19 protein-coding genes are annotated in these 21484 nt (G+C 73.0%); 8 read left to right on the top strand and 11 right to left on the bottom strand.

The genetic code is table 11. From position 1 onward, the window contains the following. The first annotated feature begins 412 nt into the window (after positions 1–412). Positions 413–1072, top strand: coding sequence for a ScbR family autoregulator-binding transcription factor (locus ACIQZO_RS28145; protein ID WP_403631370.1), 660 nt, complete (start codon positions 413–415; stop codon positions 1070–1072). A 109-nt stretch (positions 1073–1181) separates the two neighbouring features. Here the strand turns inward: ACIQZO_RS28145 and ACIQZO_RS28150 are convergent, their stop codons facing one another. Continuing rightward, positions 1182–2327, bottom strand: coding sequence for a hypothetical protein (locus ACIQZO_RS28150; RefSeq protein WP_403631373.1), 1146 nt, complete (start codon positions 2325–2327; stop codon positions 1182–1184). 634 nt (positions 2328–2961) lie between these two features. On the opposite strand from ACIQZO_RS28150, the gene ACIQZO_RS28155 reads away from it, so the two are divergent. Then, on the top strand, positions 2962–4644 hold the full coding sequence (locus tag ACIQZO_RS28155; RefSeq protein WP_403631376.1) for a glycosyltransferase family 2 protein: 1683 nt from the start codon (positions 2962–2964) through the stop codon (positions 4642–4644). Positions 4645–4658: 14 nt separating this feature from the next. Further along, positions 4659–7691, top strand: coding sequence for an acyltransferase family protein (locus ACIQZO_RS28160; protein ID WP_403631541.1), 3033 nt, complete (start codon positions 4659–4661; stop codon positions 7689–7691). A gap of 71 nt (positions 7692–7762) precedes the next feature. Here the strand turns inward: ACIQZO_RS28160 and ACIQZO_RS28165 are convergent, their stop codons facing one another. After that, positions 7763–8170, bottom strand: a complete 408-nt coding sequence (locus ACIQZO_RS28165; protein WP_403631378.1) for a RidA family protein — start codon at positions 8168–8170, stop codon at positions 7763–7765. A gap of 103 nt (positions 8171–8273) precedes the next feature. Between ACIQZO_RS28165 and ACIQZO_RS28170 the strand changes: the two genes are divergently transcribed. Then, a complete protein-coding gene (locus ACIQZO_RS28170) occupies positions 8274–8654 on the top strand; it encodes a winged helix-turn-helix transcriptional regulator (protein ID WP_403631381.1) in 381 nt (126 codons plus the stop codon). 12 nt (positions 8655–8666) lie between these two features. Here the strand turns inward: ACIQZO_RS28170 and ACIQZO_RS28175 are convergent, their stop codons facing one another. Further along, complete coding sequence (locus ACIQZO_RS28175) at positions 8667–9092, bottom strand: subtilase-type protease inhibitor (protein WP_403631383.1); 426 nt, start codon at positions 9090–9092, stop codon at positions 8667–8669. Positions 9093–9608: 516 nt separating this feature from the next. On the opposite strand from ACIQZO_RS28175, the gene ACIQZO_RS28180 reads away from it, so the two are divergent. Together ACIQZO_RS28180 and ACIQZO_RS28185 are read left to right on the top strand one after the other, a co-directional pair. Next, on the top strand, positions 9609–10280 hold the full coding sequence (locus ACIQZO_RS28180) for a TetR/AcrR family transcriptional regulator (RefSeq protein ID WP_403631542.1): 672 nt from the start codon (positions 9609–9611) through the stop codon (positions 10278–10280). 374 nt (positions 10281–10654) lie between these two features. Next, positions 10655–11008, top strand: a complete 354-nt coding sequence (locus tag ACIQZO_RS28185) for a hypothetical protein (protein ID WP_403631386.1) — start codon at positions 10655–10657, stop codon at positions 11006–11008. Positions 11009–11058: 50 nt separating this feature from the next. Here ACIQZO_RS28185 and puuE read toward each other — a convergent pair whose 3' ends face one another. Next, entirely contained in the window at positions 11059–11976 is a 918-nt protein-coding gene (gene puuE / locus ACIQZO_RS28190; protein ID WP_403631388.1) for an allantoinase PuuE, read from the bottom strand. Positions 11977–12107: 131 nt separating this feature from the next. Between puuE and ACIQZO_RS28195 the strand changes: the two genes are divergently transcribed. After that, positions 12108–13319, top strand: a complete 1212-nt coding sequence (locus tag ACIQZO_RS28195) for an FAD-dependent oxidoreductase (RefSeq protein WP_403631391.1) — start codon at positions 12108–12110, stop codon at positions 13317–13319. A 56-nt stretch (positions 13320–13375) separates the two neighbouring features. Here ACIQZO_RS28195 and ACIQZO_RS28200 read toward each other — a convergent pair whose 3' ends face one another. The 6 genes from ACIQZO_RS28200 to ACIQZO_RS28225 all read right to left on the bottom strand — a co-directional run bounded on the left by ACIQZO_RS28200 (position 13376) and on the right by ACIQZO_RS28225 (position 19801). Then, positions 13376–14245, bottom strand: a complete 870-nt coding sequence (locus tag ACIQZO_RS28200; RefSeq protein WP_403631394.1) for a polysaccharide deacetylase family protein — start codon at positions 14243–14245, stop codon at positions 13376–13378. Positions 14246–14458: 213 nt separating this feature from the next. Next, complete coding sequence (locus tag ACIQZO_RS28205; RefSeq protein WP_403631397.1) at positions 14459–15445, bottom strand: MsnO8 family LLM class oxidoreductase; 987 nt, start codon at positions 15443–15445, stop codon at positions 14459–14461. 101 nt (positions 15446–15546) lie between these two features. Then, positions 15547–16755 (bottom strand): serine hydrolase domain-containing protein, encoded by a 1209-nt coding sequence (locus ACIQZO_RS28210; RefSeq protein ID WP_403631400.1) that lies wholly within the window; start codon positions 16753–16755, stop codon positions 15547–15549. 163 nt (positions 16756–16918) lie between these two features. Beyond that, positions 16919–17206: a hypothetical protein gene (locus tag ACIQZO_RS28215; protein ID WP_403631402.1), complete on the bottom strand. Its 288-nt coding sequence runs from the start codon at positions 17204–17206 to the stop codon at positions 16919–16921. Then, entirely contained in the window at positions 17196–18473 is a 1278-nt protein-coding gene (locus tag ACIQZO_RS28220; RefSeq protein ID WP_403631543.1) for an anhydro-N-acetylmuramic acid kinase, read from the bottom strand. Before ACIQZO_RS28220 ends, ACIQZO_RS28215 begins: the two co-directional genes overlap by 11 nt. A gap of 5 nt (positions 18474–18478) precedes the next feature. After that, positions 18479–19801 (bottom strand): MFS transporter, encoded by a 1323-nt coding sequence (locus tag ACIQZO_RS28225; protein ID WP_403631405.1) that lies wholly within the window; start codon positions 19799–19801, stop codon positions 18479–18481. A gap of 133 nt (positions 19802–19934) precedes the next feature. Between ACIQZO_RS28225 and ACIQZO_RS28230 the strand changes: the two genes are divergently transcribed. Next, positions 19935–20735, top strand: coding sequence for an arylamine N-acetyltransferase (locus ACIQZO_RS28230; protein WP_403631408.1), 801 nt, complete (start codon positions 19935–19937; stop codon positions 20733–20735). Positions 20736–20771: 36 nt separating this feature from the next. Here ACIQZO_RS28230 and ACIQZO_RS28235 read toward each other — a convergent pair whose 3' ends face one another. After that, positions 20772–21248 (bottom strand): hypothetical protein, encoded by a 477-nt coding sequence (locus ACIQZO_RS28235; RefSeq protein WP_403631411.1) that lies wholly within the window; start codon positions 21246–21248, stop codon positions 20772–20774. Positions 21249–21484: the final 236 nt, after the last annotated feature.

Genomic DNA, 21484 nt, shown 5'->3' on the forward strand with positions numbered 1-21484 from the left:
CGACACATCCGGACCAACGCCATACGACCGGCCCGGGACACTCCCGGACCGGTCACACCATACGAATCAACGACCCGCGAAGTACGGGGCTAGACAGCCGCACCGGCCGCACCGAGTGGGGAACCGGTCCCGTGGCCGCGCGTCATCTCAGCCCGCCTCGACACGAGTTGGTCGCGCCGAAGCCACCGCACCGACCCGGGTGACCAACTCACCCTCTCCACACGTCCGTTACCGAGTCCACCCATACCGTCGCGCAGAAACAATCAGGCATACGGTCACACAACTCCCCGAACCGCTTCCCCGCCTCCACGAAAAAGTACCTGTCGACTGGTTTCCTTTCCGGATGCCCGACTACATTGACGGCACACCGCAGCGACCAGCGCGCGGGAAGTGACCAAGGGGACGAACGCACGTGGCGAGGGCCAGACAGGAGCGGGCCGAGATCACCCGCCAAGCCATACTCTCCGGCGCGGCAACCGCCTTCGACGCCAGCGGGTTCGACGGCACCAGCCTCAGCGACGTCGTCAAGCACGCCGGAGTCACCAAGGGCGCGCTGTACTTCCACTTCCCGTCCAAGGAAGCCCTCGCCCGGACCCTGATGGACGAACAGTTCCAGGTCTCCGCGCACCTCCCCGCCGTCGAGGACCCCGGCCTGCAGACCGTCATCGACCTCACCCACCGGATGGCCCACGGGCTGCGTACCGACGTGCGCATCCGCGCCGGCATCCGCCTGGTCATCGAGTTCGGCTCCTTCACCAACCCCGACCCGACCCCGTACGACGCCTGGATCAACACCTGCCGCAGCTGCCTGACCCCCGCTCAGCAACGCGGCGACATACACCCGTCGCTCGACGTCAAGGCCCTCTCGACGCTGCTCGTCGGAGCCTTCACCGGCATCCAGGTCACCTCGCACGTCCGGACCCGCCGCGAAGACCTCCACACCCGGGTCACCGACCTGTGGAACTTCCTCCTCCCCACGATCGTCCCGGCGCAGCGCATCAGCAGCTTCCGGCCCACGGGCACCCCGGGCAGCCCGACGCCCTCCCCCACACCGCTGCCTCCCACCCACTGACTCAGGACGGCCTCGCACACGCCGTGGCGAACCACGGGGGTGCTCGCCACGGCGTGGCCGAGACCGTCCTGACCCGAACCGCTCCTGACCCGAACCGCTCCGCACCGGCCTACGGTTGCGAGGCCGACCGGGGGTGCTCCAGGACGAACGCCTGCCGGGACGCACAGGTCCAGATCACCGGCCTGACCCGGTTCTGCGCATCCAGCGCCGCCCCGCCGACGCGGTCGTCGTCCGTGACGGCGAAGGCGGCCGTGAACCGGGACGGGGCCAGCCCGGGCAGCACGCGCATCGGTCCACTGCCGGTCCAGTACTGGGCCCGGGCCTGCGGGCTGTCCGGCGGGCGCGGCGCGGCGTAGGTGAACTCCGCCAGGCCGACCGCGACACCGGTGTTCGGGCTGATCGCGTCGAAGGTGCCGCCGATCGCGCCGGGCGCCCAGGGCGCATACACGGGATCGCCGTCGGGTCGGTTCCACAGGACGGCGAACTCGGCGGCGCCCCCCGTCTCCCTCCACCGATATCCGACGATCCGGCCGGATTCGTCGATACCCCGGGTGTGGTACCCGTCCCCCGTGTCGTCGACGGGCCGCAGCACCGAGGGCGCGGTGGCCGGGTAGGCGGGCCAGTAGAGCCCGGGTGTGACCAGGAACCGCGAGCCCGGGAGGGGATCCTGCGCCTGGCCGTCTCCGGAGACCTGCCCGGCGTTGTTGAGGCCGGACGCCGTGTGGAACCGGTATCCGGCGGGTGGCGGCAGTTCGCGGCGCAGCCGGCCCCCCGACCATTCGAGACCGATGGTCCGGTTCAGGGCGGCGTCCCAGAGGCTGCCGACGATGACACCCCGGTCGTTGACCCCGCTCGCCTCGTCCCCGCCGGGCAGTACGGTGATGGCGCTCTCGCCGTGCCGGTAGCTGAACGCCTTGCTGCCCTCGGGCGTGGACACCTGCCCGACCATCAGGCCGGACCGGTTGACGTCCACGACCCGGCCCGTACCCGAGCCCGCGGGGACCGGTACCGCGTACACCCGGTCCCCGATCCAGTACGCCGCCTTCATGCCGGACATGCCGACGGCCAGGCGCGAGGACCCCGGCGCGATGGCGGAGACCTGGGTGCGGCGCACCCAGGGACTGGGATGCGGATCGTCGGTGGCGGGCAGCGTCTGAAGGACCTGGAGGGACGGCTTGCAGGGTGCGGCGGCTCCCCCCGGGGCCGCCTGGGCGGGAGCGGCCACGCCGAGCCCGGCAAGGATGCTCCCCGCCACGGCCAGGCCCGTACGCCTCGTGTGCCTCGTATGCCTCGTGCGCCTCGTTCTCGTTGCCATGAATCCCCCCGGATCACGTCACGTGGAAGCAGACTCGCAGGGAGACATCCTTGCCCCACCGGACTGGGGTGAACAGCGACGATCCGGACAATCAGCACGTCTCTTCCGGGCCCGCCTCCGGAATTCGGAGCCGTCGGGCCGCAGGGGTCAGGCGTCAGCGGGGGCGAGGGAGTCGGCGTCCTCCACGAAGCCGAGCACCCGGGCGTTGACCGGGCAGCATCCTCGCGGGACAGCGGAAGCCCGAGTCGGCCATCGCGGTACTGCGCCACCACCTCGACCGAATCTTCACCGTGCCCCGGCCCTCCACGCCCACCGAGCCCCCCACGCCCGCCGACGGGCAATAGCCCGACGCTCCGGCGAGTTCCAGGACTGTTCACCCCCGCGTGACCCGCATCTTCCCGGACGAGCCGGGCGCGGGCTGTCGAATGACCCGAGCGAGAGGTCTGGACCAATCGAGTCGCGCCAATCCATGGCGCATTGGCTCCGGTGCCACACCCTCGCAACAACTGGTCTATACCTTTGACGCTAGGGTGGGCCACCTGAAACGGGTACATGCACAGCCGTGGGGGGCTTTATGACCGTTCATCATCTTCCGCAACCACCATCCGACGAAGAGCTCTACTGGTACTTCGGACCGCAGCGCCGCTGGGTGCTCGTCAGCACCTCGCTCGCCTTCGTGTTCACGGCGGCGACCATGTTCACCTTCGCCCTGCGGACACCGGCCCTGTGGGCCTTCCTCGCCGTCCTCGGCCTCAACGTCGCGGCCCTCGCACTCTCCTCCGTCAACAGCCTGCGCCAGCGCCGGCTGACCCGGCAGTCGCACGAGGTGCTGGTCCACGCCTGGCGGCCCGCCGCGCTGCCGCACGTCGACCTGTACCTGCCCACCTGCGGCGAGCCGCTCTACGTGCTCGGCAACGCCTACCGCGCGGTCGCGGCCGTCGACTGGCCCGATGCGCTGACCGTCTGGGTCCTGGACGACGCCGACCGGCCCGAAGTCGCCGCGCTGGCCGCCTCGTACGGCTACACCTACGTCGTACGCCCCGACCGGGGCCGTCTGAAGAAGGCCGGCAACCTCAACCACGCGCTCACCCTGAGCAGCGCGGAGTTCATCGCCATCCTGGACGCCGACTTCGCTCCGAGGCCGGACTTCCTGCGCCACCTCGTGCCCTACCTGGCCGACCCCGCCGTCGGCATCGTGCAGAGCCCGCAGTGCTTCGACACCGACGAGACCATGGGGTGGATCCAGCGGGCCGCCGGCTCCGCGCAGGAGTGGTTCTTCCGCTGGATCCAGCCGTCCCGGGACGCGAGTGACGCCACCATCTGCTGCGGCAGCAACGCCGTGTACCGGCGCAGCGCGATCGACCTGGCGGGCGGCTTCGCCCGGCTCGACCACAGCGAGGACCTGTACACCGGACTCGCCCTCCACGAGCGGGGGTTCCGCACCCTGTACGTGCCGGTGCTCGTCGCCAAGGGCACCTCGCCCGACGAGGTCACCTCCTTCGTCAACCAGCAGTACCGGTGGGCGATGGGCAACCTCCACCTGCTCGGCACACCCGTGCTGCGGCGGATGCGCGCGCCCTGGCGGATGCGGCTGTGCTTCTACGAGGGCATCGTCGGCTATCTGACCACCGCGGTGAACACCTTCGTGGCGCCGCTGCCGCCGCTGGTGATGATGTTCTGGTACCCGGACCACATCCGGCCCTGGCACGTGCTGCCGCTGCTCGCCCCGCTGTGGCTGTGGCACGTGCTGCTGCCGAGGATCAGCCGGACCCGCTGGCGGGTGGAGGTCATCCGGGCGAACGTGCTGACGAGCGTGGCCGCCGCGACCGCGTTCGTGCACACGCTGCGGGGGCGCAGCGCCGCATGGGTCCCCACCGGCACGCGCGGTGCGGCGGCCCGGGGCGGGATGGCCCGCCGGGTGATCGCCGTCGCGCTGGTCTGGCTCGTCCTGTCCAACGGCGCCGCCGTCATCGGCCTCGCGCTCGCCGTGGACCGGGGCGGCTGGGAGCCCAACTGGGGTCTGCTGCTCTACCTCGTGGTGCAGTGCCAGATCAACGTCCCGCTGATCCGGGACCTCGCGGCGGAACTGCACCCGACACCAGGACCGGTACGCGCCCGGCTGCGGGCCGCCCTGCGCTCGCGCACCGGCATGCTGCCGCGCCGCTGGCCCGAGACCGTGGCCGCCTCGGCGGTCCTCCTGCTCACCGGCCTGCTGGCATCGGGGTGGGTCAACCCGATGCTTCCCTGGCTGAGTTGAAAGGCACCATCGCCATGTCCTTCCTCGTCACACCCGGCCGGCGCCGGCCCCGCAGGGGAACCGTCCCGCGAGCCGGAGAGCTGCCGTCCGGACCCCGCTCGGGCAGCGAGTCCGGGCCGAGCCCGCACCGGTCCCCGTTCCGGCCCGACATCGAGGGCCTGCGCGCGGTCGCCGTCCTCGCGGTGCTCGCCTTCCACGCCGGGATTCCCCGGACGGCCGGCGGATTCGTCGGCGTGGACGTCTTCTTCGTCATCTCCGGCTACCTGATCACCGGCCTACTGGTCCGGGAGGCGATCACGACCGGCCGGATCCGGCTCGGTGACTTCTTCTCCCGACGGGCCCGACGGCTGCTGCCCTCGGCCGCCGTGGTGCTCGCCGCGGTGGCCGTGGCCGGGGCCTGGCTGACCGTGCCGCTGCGCCGTGCCGACATGGAGTACGACGTCGTCGCGGCGGCGCTGTCCTTCGCCAACTGGCGGTTCGTGTCACAGCGGACCGACTACCTCGCCGCCGGGCACGACCAGAGTCCGCTGCTGCACTTCTGGTCCCTCGCCGTCGAGGAGCAGTTCTACCTGTTCTGGGCCCCGCTGCTGGCGGTACTGGTACTGGGCGCGGCCCGCGCGGTCCGGCGCGGCCGGGCCGTGCGCCTCGCCGTGGTGCTCGCCGCCGCCCCGCTCGCCGGCGCGTCGTTCGCCCTGGGTGCCTACTGGACCGAGCACTCCGTGTCGCTCGCGTACCTCGCAACGCCCTCGCGGGTCTGGCAGTTCGGCGTCGGGGCGCTGCTCGCCCTGCTGCCCTGGCACCTGATGCGCGGGCCGCGCCCCCTGCGGCTGTTGTGCGGCTGGGCCGGCGCCGCGGCGATCGGCTGGTGCGTCGTGACGTACGACGCCGCGACCCCGTACCCCGGTTACGCGGCGCTGGTGCCGACCCTGGCCACCGCCGCCGTGATCCTCGCGGCGATACCGGGCCGGGGCGAGCGGTACACCCCGGGCACCTGGGACGTCGGGCGGCTGCTGTCGGGGCGGGCGCCGCGGGCCGTCGGGCGGCTCTCCTACACCCTCTATCTGTGGCACTGGCCCGTGCTCGTGCTCGCCGAGGCCCGGTTCGGCACCCTCGGCTGGCCCGCGAAGACCGCGCTGACGCTGACGGCCGTCCTGCCCGCCCTCGCCACCATGCGCTGGGTCGAGCAGCCGCTGCGCCGCAGCCGTACGGTCTCCGAACTCCCGCGCCGCGGGCTGTCGGTGGGCGTCTCCGCGATCGTGCTGCCGGTGGTCCTCGCGCTGGTCGTCGGGACGACGACGCTGCGCGTGCTCGGGCCGGCCGTCCCGGTGGACACGCAGGGGCTGCCGCCGGGCGCCGCGGCCGGCCCCACGCTGCTCGCCCGCACGCCCGGTACACCGCTCGTGGACGGTCCGGTGGTGCCCAGCCCCGTGCAGGCCCGGTCGGACTTCCCGCCGGACGGGCCCTGCGAGGTCGCGCCCGCCGAGACGCGCAGCCCGGACTGTCTGTTCGGCGCGGTGGACAGCCCGGACCGGATCGTGCTGCTCGGCGACTCGCACGCCGGGCAGTGGTTCTCCCCGATGCTCGCGCTGGCCTCGCAGCGGGGCTGGGCCCTGCAGGAGCTGGTCAAGCAGGGCTGCCCGCTGCCGGAGCTGGCGGTGGACAGCCCGCAGCTCGGCCGCGCCTACCGGGAGTGCGACACCTGGCGGGCGGACTCCCTGGAACGGCTGCGGCAGCAGCCGAAGCCCCGCCTGATCGTGATCGCCTCGCTCAACCGGTACACCACCGACACGAAGCTGCTGGCCGGGGCCTGGGAGAAGACCCTGACGCCGCTGCGTGCACTGGGGGCGCCGATCGTCTATCTCGAGGACACGCCCGTACCCGGTAGGGACATCCCGGCGTGCGTCTCCGGCAGCCCCGACTCCCCCGCCGACTGCGCGTTCAGCCGCACCGACGCCCAGCTGCCGGATCCGCTGGCGCTGCGGATCGCCTCCGGCGCACTGCCGGGCGTACGGAGCGTCAGCGTGAACCCGGTGCTGTGCCCGGGCGACGGGCCGACCTGCCCGGCCGTGCTCGACCGGATCCTGCTCTACCGCGACGACGCGCACCTGACGAACGCGGCGGCCGTGGTCCTGACCAACCGGCTGGAGCGGCTGTTCACGGAGTCCGGGCTGCTGCCCGCCGCGGCCGGGGCGGACCCGGCCGGACCCGGCTCCGCCCCGGGGGCGGACGGGTGGACGCGGCTGCTGCGCGACGACTTCGACGGTCCGGCGGGCACGCCTCCGTCCGCCGCCGACTGGCTCCACGACGTCGGCACCTGCTACCCGGGCTGCCCCGCCCCGCAGTGGGGCACCGGGGAGATCGAGACCATGACCGACTCGACCGACAACGTCCGCCTGGACGGGAGGGGCGCCCTGGAGATCGTGCCCACCCGCAAGGACGGGCAGTGGAGTTCGGGACGGATCGAGACGCGGCGCTCCGACTTCGCGCCGCCGCCCGGCGGGGCGTTGCGGATCGAGGCGTCGATCGCGCTGCCGGACGTGACCGGCGGGAAGGCGGCCGGGTACTGGCCGGCGTTCTGGACCCTGGGGGCTCCGCTGCGCGACGGGTACACGGGGTGGCCGGGTGTCGGGGAGCTCGACATCATGGAGTCGGTGAACGGGCGCGACACCGTCTTCGCCACGATGCACTGCGGTGTCCTCGAAGGGGGACCGTGCCAGGAGCCGGCGGGCCTGACCTCGGGTCCGCAGCCGTGCGACGGGTGCCGTACGGGGTTCCACTCGTACGCCGTCGAGGTCGACCTCACTCCCGGCGCGCAGGAGGTGCGCTGGTACCTGGACGGGCGCGTGCACCACCGGGTGGGCGCCGACCGGATGGACCCCGGAACGTGGAAGGCAGCCGTGGAGCACGGGCTGTTCCTGATCCTCAACGTGGCCGTCGGTGGCAGCCTGCCGCTCGCCGACGGCGCCGTCGCGGGTCCCGCGACCGAGCCGGGGCATGCGATGCGGGTGGACCACGTCACCGTGTCGGCCCGGGGAGGCACGGTGTAGACGCAGGAGGGCGAGCGCCCCGCTCCCGGGCCTGGAGGGGTCCGGGAGCGGGGTGCCATGTACGGGGACGTTCAGTCGAGGACCGCGATGGCCTCCACCTCGACCAGGTGCTCGGGGACGTCCAGCGCCGCGACGCCCAGCAGCGTGCCCGGCGGTACGGGGGTGACGCCCAGCTTCCTGGCCGCGCGGCCGATGCCGTCCATGACCAAGGGCATCTTGTCAGGGGTCCAGTCGACGATGTACACGGTCACTTTCGCCACGTCGTCGAAGGACCCGCCGGCCGCCGCGAGGGCGGTGGCGATGTTGTGGTAGCACTGCTCGATCTGGGCGGCCAGGTCGCCCTCGCCCACCGTGGCCCCGTCGGCGTCCCAGGCGACCTGCCCGGCGATGAAGACCAGCTTCGACCCGGTCGTGATGGCCACCTGCCGGTAGGCATCGATCTTCGGCAGTCCGTCGGGGTCCACCAAGGTGATCGCCATGGTTCCCGCCTCCCTCTCTCGTGGTCTCTTGTGGTTACTGGGGAACCGTAGGAGAGTGAGCGCTGACATGGAAGAACGCACTTTTGAGTGACTGGGGAACCTTATGGTGACCAAGCAGTTCAGCGACTCGCCCGAGGGGGCGGAGTTGAGGCGCGCCGACTCGCTGGCCCGGGAGATCTTCTCGGACGTGGCCAACAAGTGGGCGCTCCTGATCATCGAAGCCCTGGGTGACCGGACCCTGCGCTTCAGTGAGGTGCGCGACGAGGTGGAGGGCATCAGCCACAAGATGCTCACCCAGAACCTGCGCATACTGGAGCGCAACGGGCTGGTCGTTCGGACCGTCCACCCCACGGTGCCGCCGAGGGTCGAGTACACCCTCACCGCTCCGGGCCTGGGGCTGCGGGAGACCGCCCACGGAATGTGCGACTGGACCCAGCGCAATCTCGGTCATATCGAGGCCTCACGCCGGGAGTTCGACGCCTGACCCGGACCGGACTCAGAACGCGAAGACGGCGTTCCCGTTGAGGGTGGCGGACATGGTGCAGGAGTTGGAGAACGTGTGCTTCCAGGCGACGCGGCTGCCCTTCCACACGCCGTCGGCGGTCACGGTGACCGGGGCGTAGTGCATCGGGCAGGCTCGGTCCGGGTTCGGAGCGGCCAGCAGGCGGTCCAGCGCTCCGTCGGCGGAGTTGAGGGCGGCGCAGGCGGCCCGCGGGTCCGGGTGGGTGCCCAGAGCGGTCGGGGCGCAGCTGAGGGTGGAAGCCCGCAGGACGGTGGACGCGGCGGCGCCGTCGCCCTGCGCGACCGTGAACACCAGGGCGGACGGGGCGTACAGGCTGGAGGGTTGGGCAGCCGCGACACCGGTGGCGCCGGCCAGACAGACAAGGGCGGCGGCGGAGGCAGCTGCGATGCGGTGACGCACGACGAGACTCGCTTTCGATTCGAAGGTTGAACGCGATATTTGGTTTCGATATCGCGTCCTTGCGGCACCAGACTGTCCGACCTGAGGGCAAGTCGCACACTGATGACCGATTTACGGACAGAGCGTTCGTATATCGACGACCGAATGGTCGTTCGGGCAGCTCACGAGGGGCGCACCGCGCGTAGCGGGTAGACGCCGAGGCACCCCCGGCCGATCACGACGTGCACCGCCGCCCCTGCTGACCCGCCGTCGGCCGCGCACGGTTCACCGGACGGCCACTCAGCTTGACCGGATATGCACGTCCGGACCCGCGAGCACCCCGTCGGGGAAGGACAGGGCGGTACGGATGCCTGACATGGAGTTCCCCTTGGGCGTTCGGTGGGCGAAGGTGCCGATCGATAGAGGTTCAATTGATCGTTAGAGGCTATAACGACTTGCGGTGATGGTCAATAGATTTCGTGATACCTTCTAACCAACTTGATCGGGTGAACGGTCGGACGCGGAAGGCGGCAGATGATGGCGGGAACGGACGCGGGGACCCCCCGGGAGCGCTACCGGGCCCAGGTACGCGCGGAGATCAAGGAGCGCGCCTGGGAACAGATCGCCGCGGCGGGCGCGTCCGCGCTCTCCCTCAACGCGATCGCCAAGCAGATGGGCGTGAGCGGACCGGCGCTCTACCGCTACTTCGCCGGCCGCGACGAGCTGATCACCGAACTCGTGCGGGACGCCTACCGGAGCCTCGCCGACACCCTCGGCGCGGCCTCCGCCGCCGGCGCCGACCTGACCGGCCTGGCACGCGCCCTGCGCGACTGGGCCCTGGCGGACCCCCAGCGGTACTTCCTGATCTACGGCACGCCCGTCCCCGGCTACCACGCACCCGAGGACACCACCGCCATCTCCGTCGAGATCATGACCACCCTGCTCGACGCCTGCACCACACCGGCCCGCACCACCCCCACCGCCGCCACCGCCCCCGCGGCGCAGTTCACCGCCCACCTTGCGGACCATCGCGACTGGGCCGCGGGCCGCCCCGCCCCGTCTGACGCCCTCCACCGCTTCCTGACGTTCTGGACCCGCCTGCACGGCGTGCTGTCCCTGGAACTCGCCGGTCACTTCGCCACGATGGGCTTCGCCCCCGCCCTGCTCTTCGCCGCCGAGGTCGACAGCCTCCGGACCCACGGCAATTGACGCCGAGGGCTCACTGACACACCCACCCCGCGCCGTCACCACGGACGCCGCCGCTCTTGACGACCGCGCCCGGACCCGGTCGGGCTGCATCCCGCCGCATCCGGTCGCCCGACTCCTCGAACTCGGCCATGCCGAGCAGGTGGAGGTCTGGGCCGGGCACGGCGAGTGGTTCTGCGCGCGGGAGTGGGCTCGGCTGCTCGGTGAACGCGGCCGCCAGGGGCAGGCACAGGCGCTGGCACTCCTCGACCCCTACCTCGCGACGGGCTGGTGGCCGGGCATCCACGGGCGCTGGAGTCCTACGCCCGCCTCCTCGCCCGGCACGACCGGACCCGGGAATTGCGCGCCTACGCGGCAACCGAGGACTGGATCCTCCATTGCTCTGCACCCTCTGCACGGACCAGGGCCGTCCCGACGACGGCCTGGCCCACCTCGACGCCCTCGAGGAACGGCGCGGCGAGGAGGAGTGGGACCTGTTCCGGATACGGTTTCCGCTGATGGCCGCCTGCGACCGCGTCGGCGAAGCGATCGAGCGGGCGCAGGCCCACCCCGAGGGCGGGGCCTCGTACGCGGCGCCGCACATCGCTGGGCTGCTGGCCGGGGACGGCCGCACCGAGGAGGCCGTCGCGGTCCTGCTCCCCCACGCCCCCGCGAACGGCTGCGAGCTTGCCGGCTACCTCATCGACCTCGGCCGTGTCGAAGAGGCCGTGGCCGTCCCGCACCGACCCTGATCGCCCGGTCGGAGTCCTTCGAGGCCACGGGCATGCCGGGGTACGGCGTTTCAGCGCTGCGGCGGGTGCGCGGCGAGCCAGTGACGTGCGATCTGCTCGCGGGTGGCGATCCACGCCCCGCCGCGCTGCGCCACATGGTTCAGGAAGCCGTCGAGCACGCGGATGCGGCCCGGGCGCCCGATGATCCGGCCGTGCATGCCGACGCTCATCATCCGGGGACGGTCGGCCCCCTCGGTGTGGAGCGTGTCGTAGGTGTCGACGAGGTACGCGAGCATGTCGTCCGCGGTCGTGAAGCCGTGCACGATCAGGAACTTGAAGTCGTTCGCGTCGAGGCTGTACGGCACCACGAGGTGCGGGCGCCCGTCGCCGCCACCCGTCCCCACATAGAACGGCAGGTCGTCCGAGTAGTCGTCGGAGTCGTAGAGGAACCCGCCCTCCTCGACGACGAGGCGCCGCGTGCGCGGACTCGTCCGGCCGGTGTACCAGCCGACGGGCCGACGGCCCACGAGCTGCTCGATGGTCGCGATCGAGCGGGTCATGTCGGCGCGTTCGACCTCCTCGGGGACGTGCCGGTAGTCGATCCAGCGCCAGCCGTGGCTCGCCACCTCCCAGCCGGCGGTGCCCATCGCCCGCGCCGCCTCGGGGTTGCGGACGAGGGCCTGCCCGACCGCGTACACCGTGAGGGGCGCGCCGTGCGCCAGGAGCGTGCGGTGGATGCGCCAGAAGCCGGCGCGCGAGCCGTACGCGAACATCGACTCGACGTTCAGGTCACGCCCGCCGACCACCGGGGGCGCGCCGACGAGCTCGTGGAGGAAGCCCTCGGAGGCGGGGTCGCCCTCCAGGACGTTCTGCTCGCCGCCCTCCTCGTAGTTGAGGACGAGGCTGACGGCGACGCGGGCGCCGCCGGGCCAGGCGGCATGCGGCGGCGTGGCGCCGTAGCCCACGAGGTCGCGCTGGTGCTCGGACACGGTCGGCACCCTACCGCCGAACACCTCCCGCGCCGCGGCGACCGCGCGGTGGTCCGGATCCGGGTCCGGGACGGGCGCGTGCTCCCTCGCCGTACCGTTCTAGAGTGGGGCCCCGAAGGGGGAGGGTGGTCATGACGAACCGTCACGCGGTGGTGGTCGGAGCCGGAATCGGCGGCCTGACGACCGCCGTCGCACTGCACGGCCGGGGCTGGGACGTCACCGTCTGCGAACGCGCCCCGGAACCCCCCGTCACCGGCGCGGGCATCGGACTCGCCCCCAATGCCCTGCGCGCGCTCGACGCCGTCGGCGTCGATGTCTCCCGCGCGGTCGGCGGCGCCGTTCCCGCCATGATGGGCGTGCGCCGACCCGACGGCCGGTGGCTCACCCGGGCGGGCACCGCGCAGATGACGGCGCGCTACGGCAGGGCGCCCCTCGCGGTCCCCCGCCCGGCCCTCACCGCCACCCTCGCGGGCGTTCTGCCGCCGTCGGCCCTTCGCTACGGCACCGAGGTGACCGGCGTCGACGATGCCGAGGGCCGTCCGATCGTCCGCACGGCGGCGGGCCCGGGCCTGCCGGCCGATCTGGTCGTGGCCGCCGACGGCATCCACAGTCCGCTGCGCCGCGCGTACTTCCCCGCGCACCCCGGGCTGCACTACATCGGTGAGACGGCCTGGCGGACCATCGTGGACGCCCCGGACCTGCGGGTACCGGCCATGAGCGAGACGTGGGGGCGGGGGAAACGGTTCGGGGTGACCCCGCTCGTGGACGGCCGGTACTACCTCTACGCCACCGCGGTCGTCCCGCCGGACTCCCGCTTCGCCGACCCGTGCACCGAACTGCGGCGGCGCTTCGGCGGATGGCACGAGCCCATTCCGGCCCTGCTGGACCGCGTCGGCCGCCTGGACCCCGCCGATGTCCTGCGCAACGACCTCTACGACCTGGCCGCCCCGCTCCCGTGCCTGCACCGGGGCCGGATCGCCTGGCTGGGCGACGCGGCCCACGCCATGGCCCCCAACCTCGGCCAGGGCGGCTGCCAGGCCATCGAGGACGCGGTGGTACTCGCCCGCCTGCTGCCCACCGGAGAGCGCGGGGACGAGGGGGACAGCGGGGACGACGGGGACGGCACGGACGCCGCCGTGCCGGCCGCTCTCGCCGCGTACACCGCCGCCCGCCTCGGGCGCACCGACGCCGTGCGGCTGCGTGCCCGCCGCGTCGGGCGTCTGGGCGTCCTGCGCCATCCGCTCGCGGCGGCCGTCCGCGATCTCGCGGTCCGGGCCACGCCCGACCGGCTGGCCCTTCGCGGTATGGACGACCTCTTCAACGGTTTCCGCCTCCCCGACTGAGCGGGGACGCCGGCCGGAACCGGGCGCTGCCCGGTGCTGCCCGGTGCTGCCGGACGCTACGGGGCGGTGCGGGCCGGGAAGGCGAAGCTGTAGCCCTGCTCGGTGAGCCAGGGCAGGTACTCCTTCAGCGCGGCGACGGTCTCGCTGCGGTCGCCGCCCCCGTCGTGGAAAAGGACCGTCGGCTGCTGGGGGAGCTTGCCCTGCACGGTGGAGAGGATGGCCTTCAGGCCAGGCCTGCTCCAGTCCTTGGGGTCGACGCTCCACCCCAGCGGCCGCATGCCGCTCTCGGCGGCGATCGCACGGCTGTCGGGGGTGAAGGCTCCGCCGGGCGCACGGTAGTAGCTGACGGGGACCCCGGGAACGGCCTTCTCGATCATGGCCTTGCCCTCGAGGATCTGCTGCCGCTGGTAGGCGACGGGCTTGTGGTCCATCGTGACGTCGTGGTCGACGGAGTGGTCGCACAGCTGGTGCCCGTCGGCGGCGACCGCACGCGCCAGTTCCGGGTACTTCTGAGCCTTCGTGCCGATCATGCAGAAGGTGGCCTTGACCTGGTTCTTTCGCAGCGTCTCCAGGACCTGCGGGGTCCAGCGGGGGTCCGGGCCGTCGTCGATGGTGATCGCGACCTGGCGGCCGGTGCCCTGCGCCAGCCGGGAGATCCCCAGCGGGACCTTGGCCGTGCCGTGGGCCGCACCCTGGGCGGCGCCCTTGGCCTCGCCCTTCACCTCGCCCTTGGCCGCACCCTGGGCGGCGCCTGCGGCTCCGGCCGGTACGGAGTGACCGGCCGGGGGCGCGTCCGGGGCGCGGTCCACCGAGCCGTCCGTGGTGGCGTACGCCGGAGTGCCGGCTGCCGCCAGGAGGCCGAGGAGGGCGGCCGCAGTGGCGTACCCCGCCCGTCGACGACGTGCGGGACTGGTGGTGATGCGCATGGACGTGCTCTTCCTTTGCCCTCAGCCCCCGAACCTCGCTGGTCGGTCCAGGCTAGGTCATCCGTTCGGGGTCCCTACTCGACCAAATGGCCCCTTTTGCGTGGTTCCGCGCACACGGGTCCCCCGGCGGAAACCCCACAGCCTCGGAGCGCCAACGGCTGTGGCGGCCTCCGTGGTGCGCCATCGCGTGTGAGCAGTGTCACGACCCCCGGCTCACGGCGCGGACGTGGCGCCCCAGTGCTTTCTGATCAGCGCGTACGAAGCGATGCGGTCACCGAGGTCGTGGACGGGCGTGGCCAGCATCAACTCCTCCGCCCCGGTCTCGGCGGCCAGCTGTGCGAGCCGCCGCACGACAGTCTCGGGCGTGCCGACGGCCTGCTGGGCGCGGAAGCCCGCCAGCGCCTGCCGTTCAGGCTCCGTGAAGGGGTGGGTGGCCGCCTGGGCGGGGGTGGGGAAGGGCATCTGGCTCTCCCCCTTCAGGAGGCCGGCCTTGACGACGTTCATCGGCGCCGCTCGCCGGACGGCTTCCTCCTCCGTCTCCGCGCACACCGTCTCCACGCACAGCAGCACCCGGGGCCGCTCGCACCAGCGGGACGGGGTGAAAGCCGACCGGTAGTGCTCCAGAACCGCGCGGGTGTTGTCCGGCCGGATGTGGTGCGCGACCGCGACCGGCAGGCCGAGTTCGGCGGCGAGCGCGGCTCCTGCGGGGCTCGACGCCAGCAGCCACGGCTCCGGCAGCGGTCCCAGCGCCACCTCGTCCACCAGGAACGACAGGATCGCGGCCACGTCGGAGCGGTACTCGGCGTCCGTCGCAGGTCCGGCGCCGCGGCGCAGGGCCCGCGCGGTGGCTTCGTCGAACGTGCCGGGACCGCGGCCGATGCCCAGGTCGATACGGTCCTCGTGCAGGGCGGCCAGCGTGCCGAACTGCTCCGCCACCGTGATGGGGGCGTGGTTGGGGGCCAGCACCCCGCCGGAACCGAGACGGATGGCCGAGGTCGACGCGGCCGCGTGCGCCGTCAGCACGACCGGTGGGAACGCGCCGATCGCGGGAGAGTGGTGATGCTCCGCGTACCAGATGCGGTGGTAGCCGAGCTGCTCCAGTCCTTGGGCGAAGGCCGTGGTGTCGCGCAGGGTGTCCGCGGCTCGGGTGCCCGTTTGCACCATCGCGACTTCCAGCGCTGAAAGAGGTATGTCGAGCATGGCGTCAGCATAGGGACCGCGGGTGGCGGCGCGGGCGAGCGTGATCGTTTTCGCGCCACACCGCCGTGCCGCCGTGCCGCCGTTACGGCCGGGTGGGTGACTCAGTGCCCCTTGAGCAGGGCGCAGACGAAGTTCTCCTGCACGGTGCGCAGTCGGGCCAGCAGCGCGGGCTTGTTGCTCTTGCTGGTCTGGGTGTTGATCGAGAAGGTCAGCGACCGGGTGCCGTCGGGCGTCGTGGCGGCGAGCTGCGTGTACCCGGGGAAGTTCCCGGTGTGTCCGTAGAGCACGCCGCAGCGGGTGGTGTACTGGAAGATCGCCAGCCCGGCGGCGTTGGTGCCGGGGCCGGCCGGCTCCGAGGAGTCGCCGGGGCGGAAGGTCAGCTGCTCCTTGCGGGTCTGTGCCGACAGCAGCGAGGGGCCGCCGTAGGCGCGGATGAAGGCGCCCAGTTCCCTGGGGGTGGAGACGATGCCGCCGGAGGCCCAGACACCGGAGGCGCCCACGGCCTCGCTGATGTCCTCCGGTGCGGCCGGCGGTTGGACGTCGTAGCCGTGCAGGTACGGACGCGGGAGCCGGTATCCGAGGGGCAGGCTGGTGCGGCGCAGCCCCAGCGGGCGGTACACGAGCTCCTTGAGGAGGTCCTCGTAGCTGCGGCCGGTGGCCGCCTCGGCCATCAGCGCGACGGCGATGTTGTCCGAGTTGGAGTACTCGTACAGGGAGCCGGGGGCGAAGTGCAGCGGCTCGTCGGCCACGAAGTCGAGGAGGGTGTGCGGGTCGAACACATGACGCGGGTCGGCGGTGAGGATCTCCAGGAAGCCCGGGTCGGTCGAGAAGTCCGGCAGGCCGCTCGTGTGCTGGAGGAGCTGGCGCAGCGTCACCGCGTGCCAGTCCTGCGGCTGGCCGGGCAGGCGCTCGCCGATGGTGTCGTCGAGGGAGAGCAGGCCCTGGTCGACGAGCCGCAGGGCGACGGCCCCGCTGAACGCCTTGGCGATGCTGGCGATGCGCATGTGGTCGTCGGGGTGCGGCGGGCGGCCGGTCGCGATGTCGCCGACACCGGCCGTATACACCTGCGTTCGGTCGCCCCGGGTCAGCATGGCGATCACCCCGGGCGGGCCGTCCTCCTGGGCGACCAGCCCGTCGAGCTGCCGCTGGAGGCCCTTGTCGTGGCGCGGGCGGCCATCGCCCGGGCCCGGGTCACCGGCCGCCTGCGCGGGCTGCAGAAGCCCTCCGAGCGCGGCGGCGGTCAGGACGGTGGCGGACAGTCCGGTGCGGAGGCGGCTTCGGCGGGCACGGGCACGGGCACGGGTCGGCATGTACGTGGCTCCTGGTGTGCGCTGGGACGGCCGGAGCGAGCGTCACCCGGCCCGGCCCAGCAGTAGCAGCCCGAGCGGCACGCCGGGGTCGCGGCGCGCGCCGCCACCCCCCGGTTGGCTGTGTAAGTCACCGTCCGATACCGGCGGTCGGAGTACCGGGTGGTCAGCGGCCGGGCGCGCTGCCGGTGCCGCCCGGCAGGGGCGCCACCTGCCGCGGTTCGACCAGGAGTTCGCTGCGACCGTCCAAGCGTCCGGACGGGGTGCGGCGGGCCGCGCGCACGAGGTCGACCGCGTCCGCGCCGACGAGGCCTGCCGGTCCGGACCGGCAGGCGGTCGAGGCCCGGCCGGGGACGGCCTTCGAGACGCGGCAGTCCGTCGCCGCGTACCGGCCGAGCCAGGGCGCGCCGGCGCGCCTGCCAAGGACAGACCGCCCGGCCGCGTCACCCGGCACGGTTCGACCCGCCCGCGCCGGGGCAGCCGCTCACGGTCAGCCGGACCGGCGCCGCTGCCGGAGGCTCCGGCAGGCGCAGGCCCGGACCGCCGGGCGTGATCGAGCCGAGGACGCTCGTGTGCCGGGCGCCGGTGCAGGAGGGGACGGTGCCCGGCAGACCGTGCGCGGTGAGCCAGCCCAGAACGGCGAAGGCGTAGGCCTCTTTCGCCCCCGCAGGCAGCCCGAGTTCGTCCGAGGACCGCACCAGGCACCCGCCGACCCCGGCCAGTTCCTCCCGCAGCCAGTCCATCAGTACCGGGTTGCGCGTCCCCCCGCCCGACGCGATCACCTCGGTCGCCCCGAAGGGCCGGATCGCGTCGGCGACGGTCCGGGCCGTCAGCCGCGTCAGGGTGGCGACGACGTCCTCGGCGGGCAGCGGCCCGCACGGGTCCAGCGCCGCGCGCAGATAGGGCAGGTGGAAGAGCTCCTTGCCGGTCGTCTTCGGCGCGGGACGGGCATAGTACGGATCGTCCAGCAGCCTTCGCAGCAGCGGCGGGTGGACCGTGCCCCGCGCGGCGAGAGCTCCGTCCGCGTCCATCGAATACGCCTGGCCCGAGGCGTCGCGCCCCGCCAGCGCGCGCACCGCCGCGTCGATCAGCGCGTTGGCCGGGCCGGTGTCGAAGGCCAGCGGTTCACCCACGATCCCGCCCGCCCTGCCTGACCCGCCCGTCCCGCCCGCCGCGTCCACTCCGCCCGGCACGACCGTCACGTTCCCGATCCCTCCCAGATTCAGTGCGACCGGCACCCCGGGCCGTCCCCGCAGCCACATCACGTCGACGATGCTGACCAGCGGCGCGCCCTGTCCCCCGGCTGCCACATCACGGGTACGGAAGCCGGAGACGACGGGCCGCCCGGTCGCCTCGGCGATCCAGGCCGCCTCGCCGATCTGGAGCGTGCCGCGCACCCGGCCGTCCTCGGTCCAGTGGAAGACCGTCTGGCCGTGCGACGCCACCAGGTCGGCCCGTCCGCCGCACAGTTCCTCGTCCGCCCGCACCGCCGCCGCGGCGAGGGCCCGTCCGATGCGGGTGTCGAGACGGCACACCGTGGCCAGGTCCGCCCCGGCGGGCGGCAGGGCCCCGGCCAGTTCCGCCCGCAGCTCCTCGTCGTAGGCCGTGCTGATCATCCCCAGGGGCGTGAGCACCAGGGTATCGCCGTCGAGGGAGAGGTCGGCGGCGGCCGCGTCGATCGCGTCGTACGACGTGCCGGACATCAGCCCGACCACGCGCAAGGTGCTCACCGCAGCGCCCGCTCGTGGTCGTCGCCGCGCAGCGTCAGCAGCGCGGCCACGCTCACCGCGCAGGTCGCCGCGGCGTAGTAGCCGGGGACGTCGACGTTCCCGGTGCGCGCGACCACCTCGGTGATGACCAGTCCCGCACAGCCCGAGAACACGGCGTTGGACAGCGCGTACGCCAGCCCGAGCCCAGTGCAGCGCACCCTGACCGGGAACATCTCGGCCAGCATCGCGGGCCCCGGACCCGCCATCAGGCCGACGCCGGCCCCCGCGGCGAACAAGGCCGCGCCCTTCGCGTATGCCGGTCCGCGCGGATCCTGCACCACGTGCAACAACGGGAGCGCGAGCGCCGCCACCAGCAGGGCCCCCGCCAGCATCACCGCCCGCCGCCCGATCCGGTCGCTCAGCCGGCCGGCGGGCAGGATCGACGCGGCGAACCCCAGGTTCGCCAGGACGGTGCCCAGCAGTGCCTGCTGGAAGGTGGTGCCGAGCGTGCTCTGCAAGTAGGAGGGCAGGACCACCAGGAAGGTGTAGCCGGCCGCCGACCAGCCCATCATCCGCCCGACGCCCACCACAACGGCCCGGGCCGTCTCCCCGGCGCGCGGCCGGGGCCGTCCCGGGACGGGCGGCTCGGCCTGTACGCGGGCGGGCGGTTCTTCCGGGGGCAGCCGCAACCGCAGCCGCAGCGCGACGAGTCCCAGCGGCAGGGTCAGCAGGAACGGCACCCGCCAGCCCCACCCGTGCAGCTGCGAGGTGGTCAGTACGCTCGCCAGGGCCACCGCCACGCCGGCGCCCGCGAGCAGGCCGAGGGCCACCGTGAACGACTGCCAGGCTCCGTACAGGCCCCGGCGGCCCGGCGGCGCGCACTCCGTCATGACCGATACCGCCCCGCCGAACTCCCCGCCCGCCGACAGCCCTTGCACGATCCGCAGCAGGGTCAGGAGCCACGGCGCGGCGGCGCCGATCGAGGCGTACGTCGGCAGCGCGCCGATCATGGCCGTGGCACCCGTCATCAGGCAGATGACCAGGACGAGCGCGGGCCGCCGGCCCACCCGGTCACCGAACCGCCCGAACACCGCGGCCCCGACCGGCCGGATGAAGAACGCCAGGGCGAAGGACGCGTACGCCTTGACGAGCCCCTCCACCTCGCTGCCGCCCTCCGGGGTGAAGAACTGTGCCGCGATGACGGTGGCGAAGTAGCCGTAGATCCCGAACTCGTACCACTCGATGAAGTTGCCGACGGATCCCGCCACCAGCGCCCGGCGCGCATCGCCCGGCCGAACCGTCGCAGGAGGCCGCACCGGAGCGGGGACGGGTGTGGTCATGGGTCAAGCGTGCTGACCGCGGGGCAGCTCCACAAGCGCCGTCCGCCATCTGCCGTACGCCGGCGCGCCCCCGAGAGAGGGCATGGGCCGACAGGGTCTGGCGGGGCCGGGGGCGGGTTGCGAGACTGACGGGATGGAAGATCTTCCCGCATCCCGGATCGACGCGTACCTGAGGCGGATCGGGGCGGGGTGGCCCGGGTCGGCGAGCGCGGCGGCGCTGCGCGACCTGCACCTGCGGCACCTGCGGACCGTCCCCTTCGAGAGCCTGTCCATCCACCTGGGCGAGGAGATCGTGCTGGAGGCGGACGCACTGCTCGACAAGCTGCTGACCGGTGGCCGCGGCGGATTCTGTTACGAGCTGAACGGCGCGTTCGCGCTGCTGCTGGGGGCCCTGGGCTACCGGGTGGAGCTGCTGCAGGCCCGGGTGTACGCGGCAGGCGGCGGGCAGGGCGTCCCCTACGACCACCTGGCACTGCGCGTCGAGAGCGAGGACGGCCGTCCGTGGCTGGTGGACGTGGGCTTCGGCGACCACAGCCACTTCCCGCTGGCCCTCGACGAGCGCGGCGAGCAGCCCGACCCGGGAGGGGTGTTCCGGATCGCGGTGGCCGACGGCCCCGAGGGGGACCTCGACGTCCTCCAGGACGGCGCGGCGCAGTACCGGCTGGAGACGCGCCCCCGGATCCTGCCCGACTTCGTGACCGGCGCGTGGTGGCACAGCACCTCGCCCGTGTCGGGATTCACCCGCAAGCCGGTGTGCTCGATGCTGACGGAGGGCGGCCGAACCACCCTCAGCGACCGCGTCCTGACGGTCACGACCGCCGGGAAGCGGACCGAACGGCCCCTCGCCGACGACGCCGAGGTGCTGGCGGCCTACCGCGACCACTTCGGCATCGACCTGCCCCGCGTCCCGGTCCCCCTCCACCCCCGTCCGTGACGGCCGAGCCCCACCTCCCGTGCGCCGCGCCGGGTGTCAGCCCGTATCGGCCCGGGGCATCAGGCGGGTACCGCACCAGCTGCAGTAGCGGGCGTCGGCCTCGATGGCGTGCCGGTGGCACTGGTCGCAGACGAGGTGGACCGGGCACTGCGGGGTGAGCGGTTCGGTGCGGGGAGGCCGGCCGATGGACATGCCGGCGCGCCTGCGGTGCGCGGTGAGGAACACCAACCCCTCGGGGCCGGCCCGGAGCGAGCGGGGGGCTCCGCGCGGCAGCAGGATGAGGGAGCCGGGCGAGGCCTCCGATACGGCGCCGTCCAGGCTCAGCGAGCCGCCGCCCTTCACGACGAGGAGCAGTACGTCCACCTCGGGCTCGCGGTGGAGGGCGATTTCACCATCGGGCAGGAGACGCACCAGGTTCGCGTCGAGCTGCCGACCCTTGTGCCGGAGCCGCCACAGGGCGCCGCTCCGGCCCTCCGCGGCGGCCTCGATCAGTCCTGTGACCGTGACACCCACGGCTCCTTGCTCGACCACCACTTGTCCTTCCCTCGCGTCCGGCCGCTCTGCCGGCCCACTGTGATCGACTATGAGATCACCTCGGCCCGTGTCCGCACCAACCACCGGGGGCGAAGCGGTCGCACGAACGCAAGGACATGAGCGATCGGCGCGCCGGTTCCGGCGCAGCGGTGTGTTCCCGGCCTCGGGCGTGGGCGAAGGCGGGTGGAGGAGGGATGCCACCCGTTGGGGTCAAG

This window comes from Streptomyces sp. NPDC097617 (assembly GCF_044761485.1).
Classification (GTDB): Bacteria; Actinomycetota; Actinomycetes; order Streptomycetales; family Streptomycetaceae; genus Streptomyces.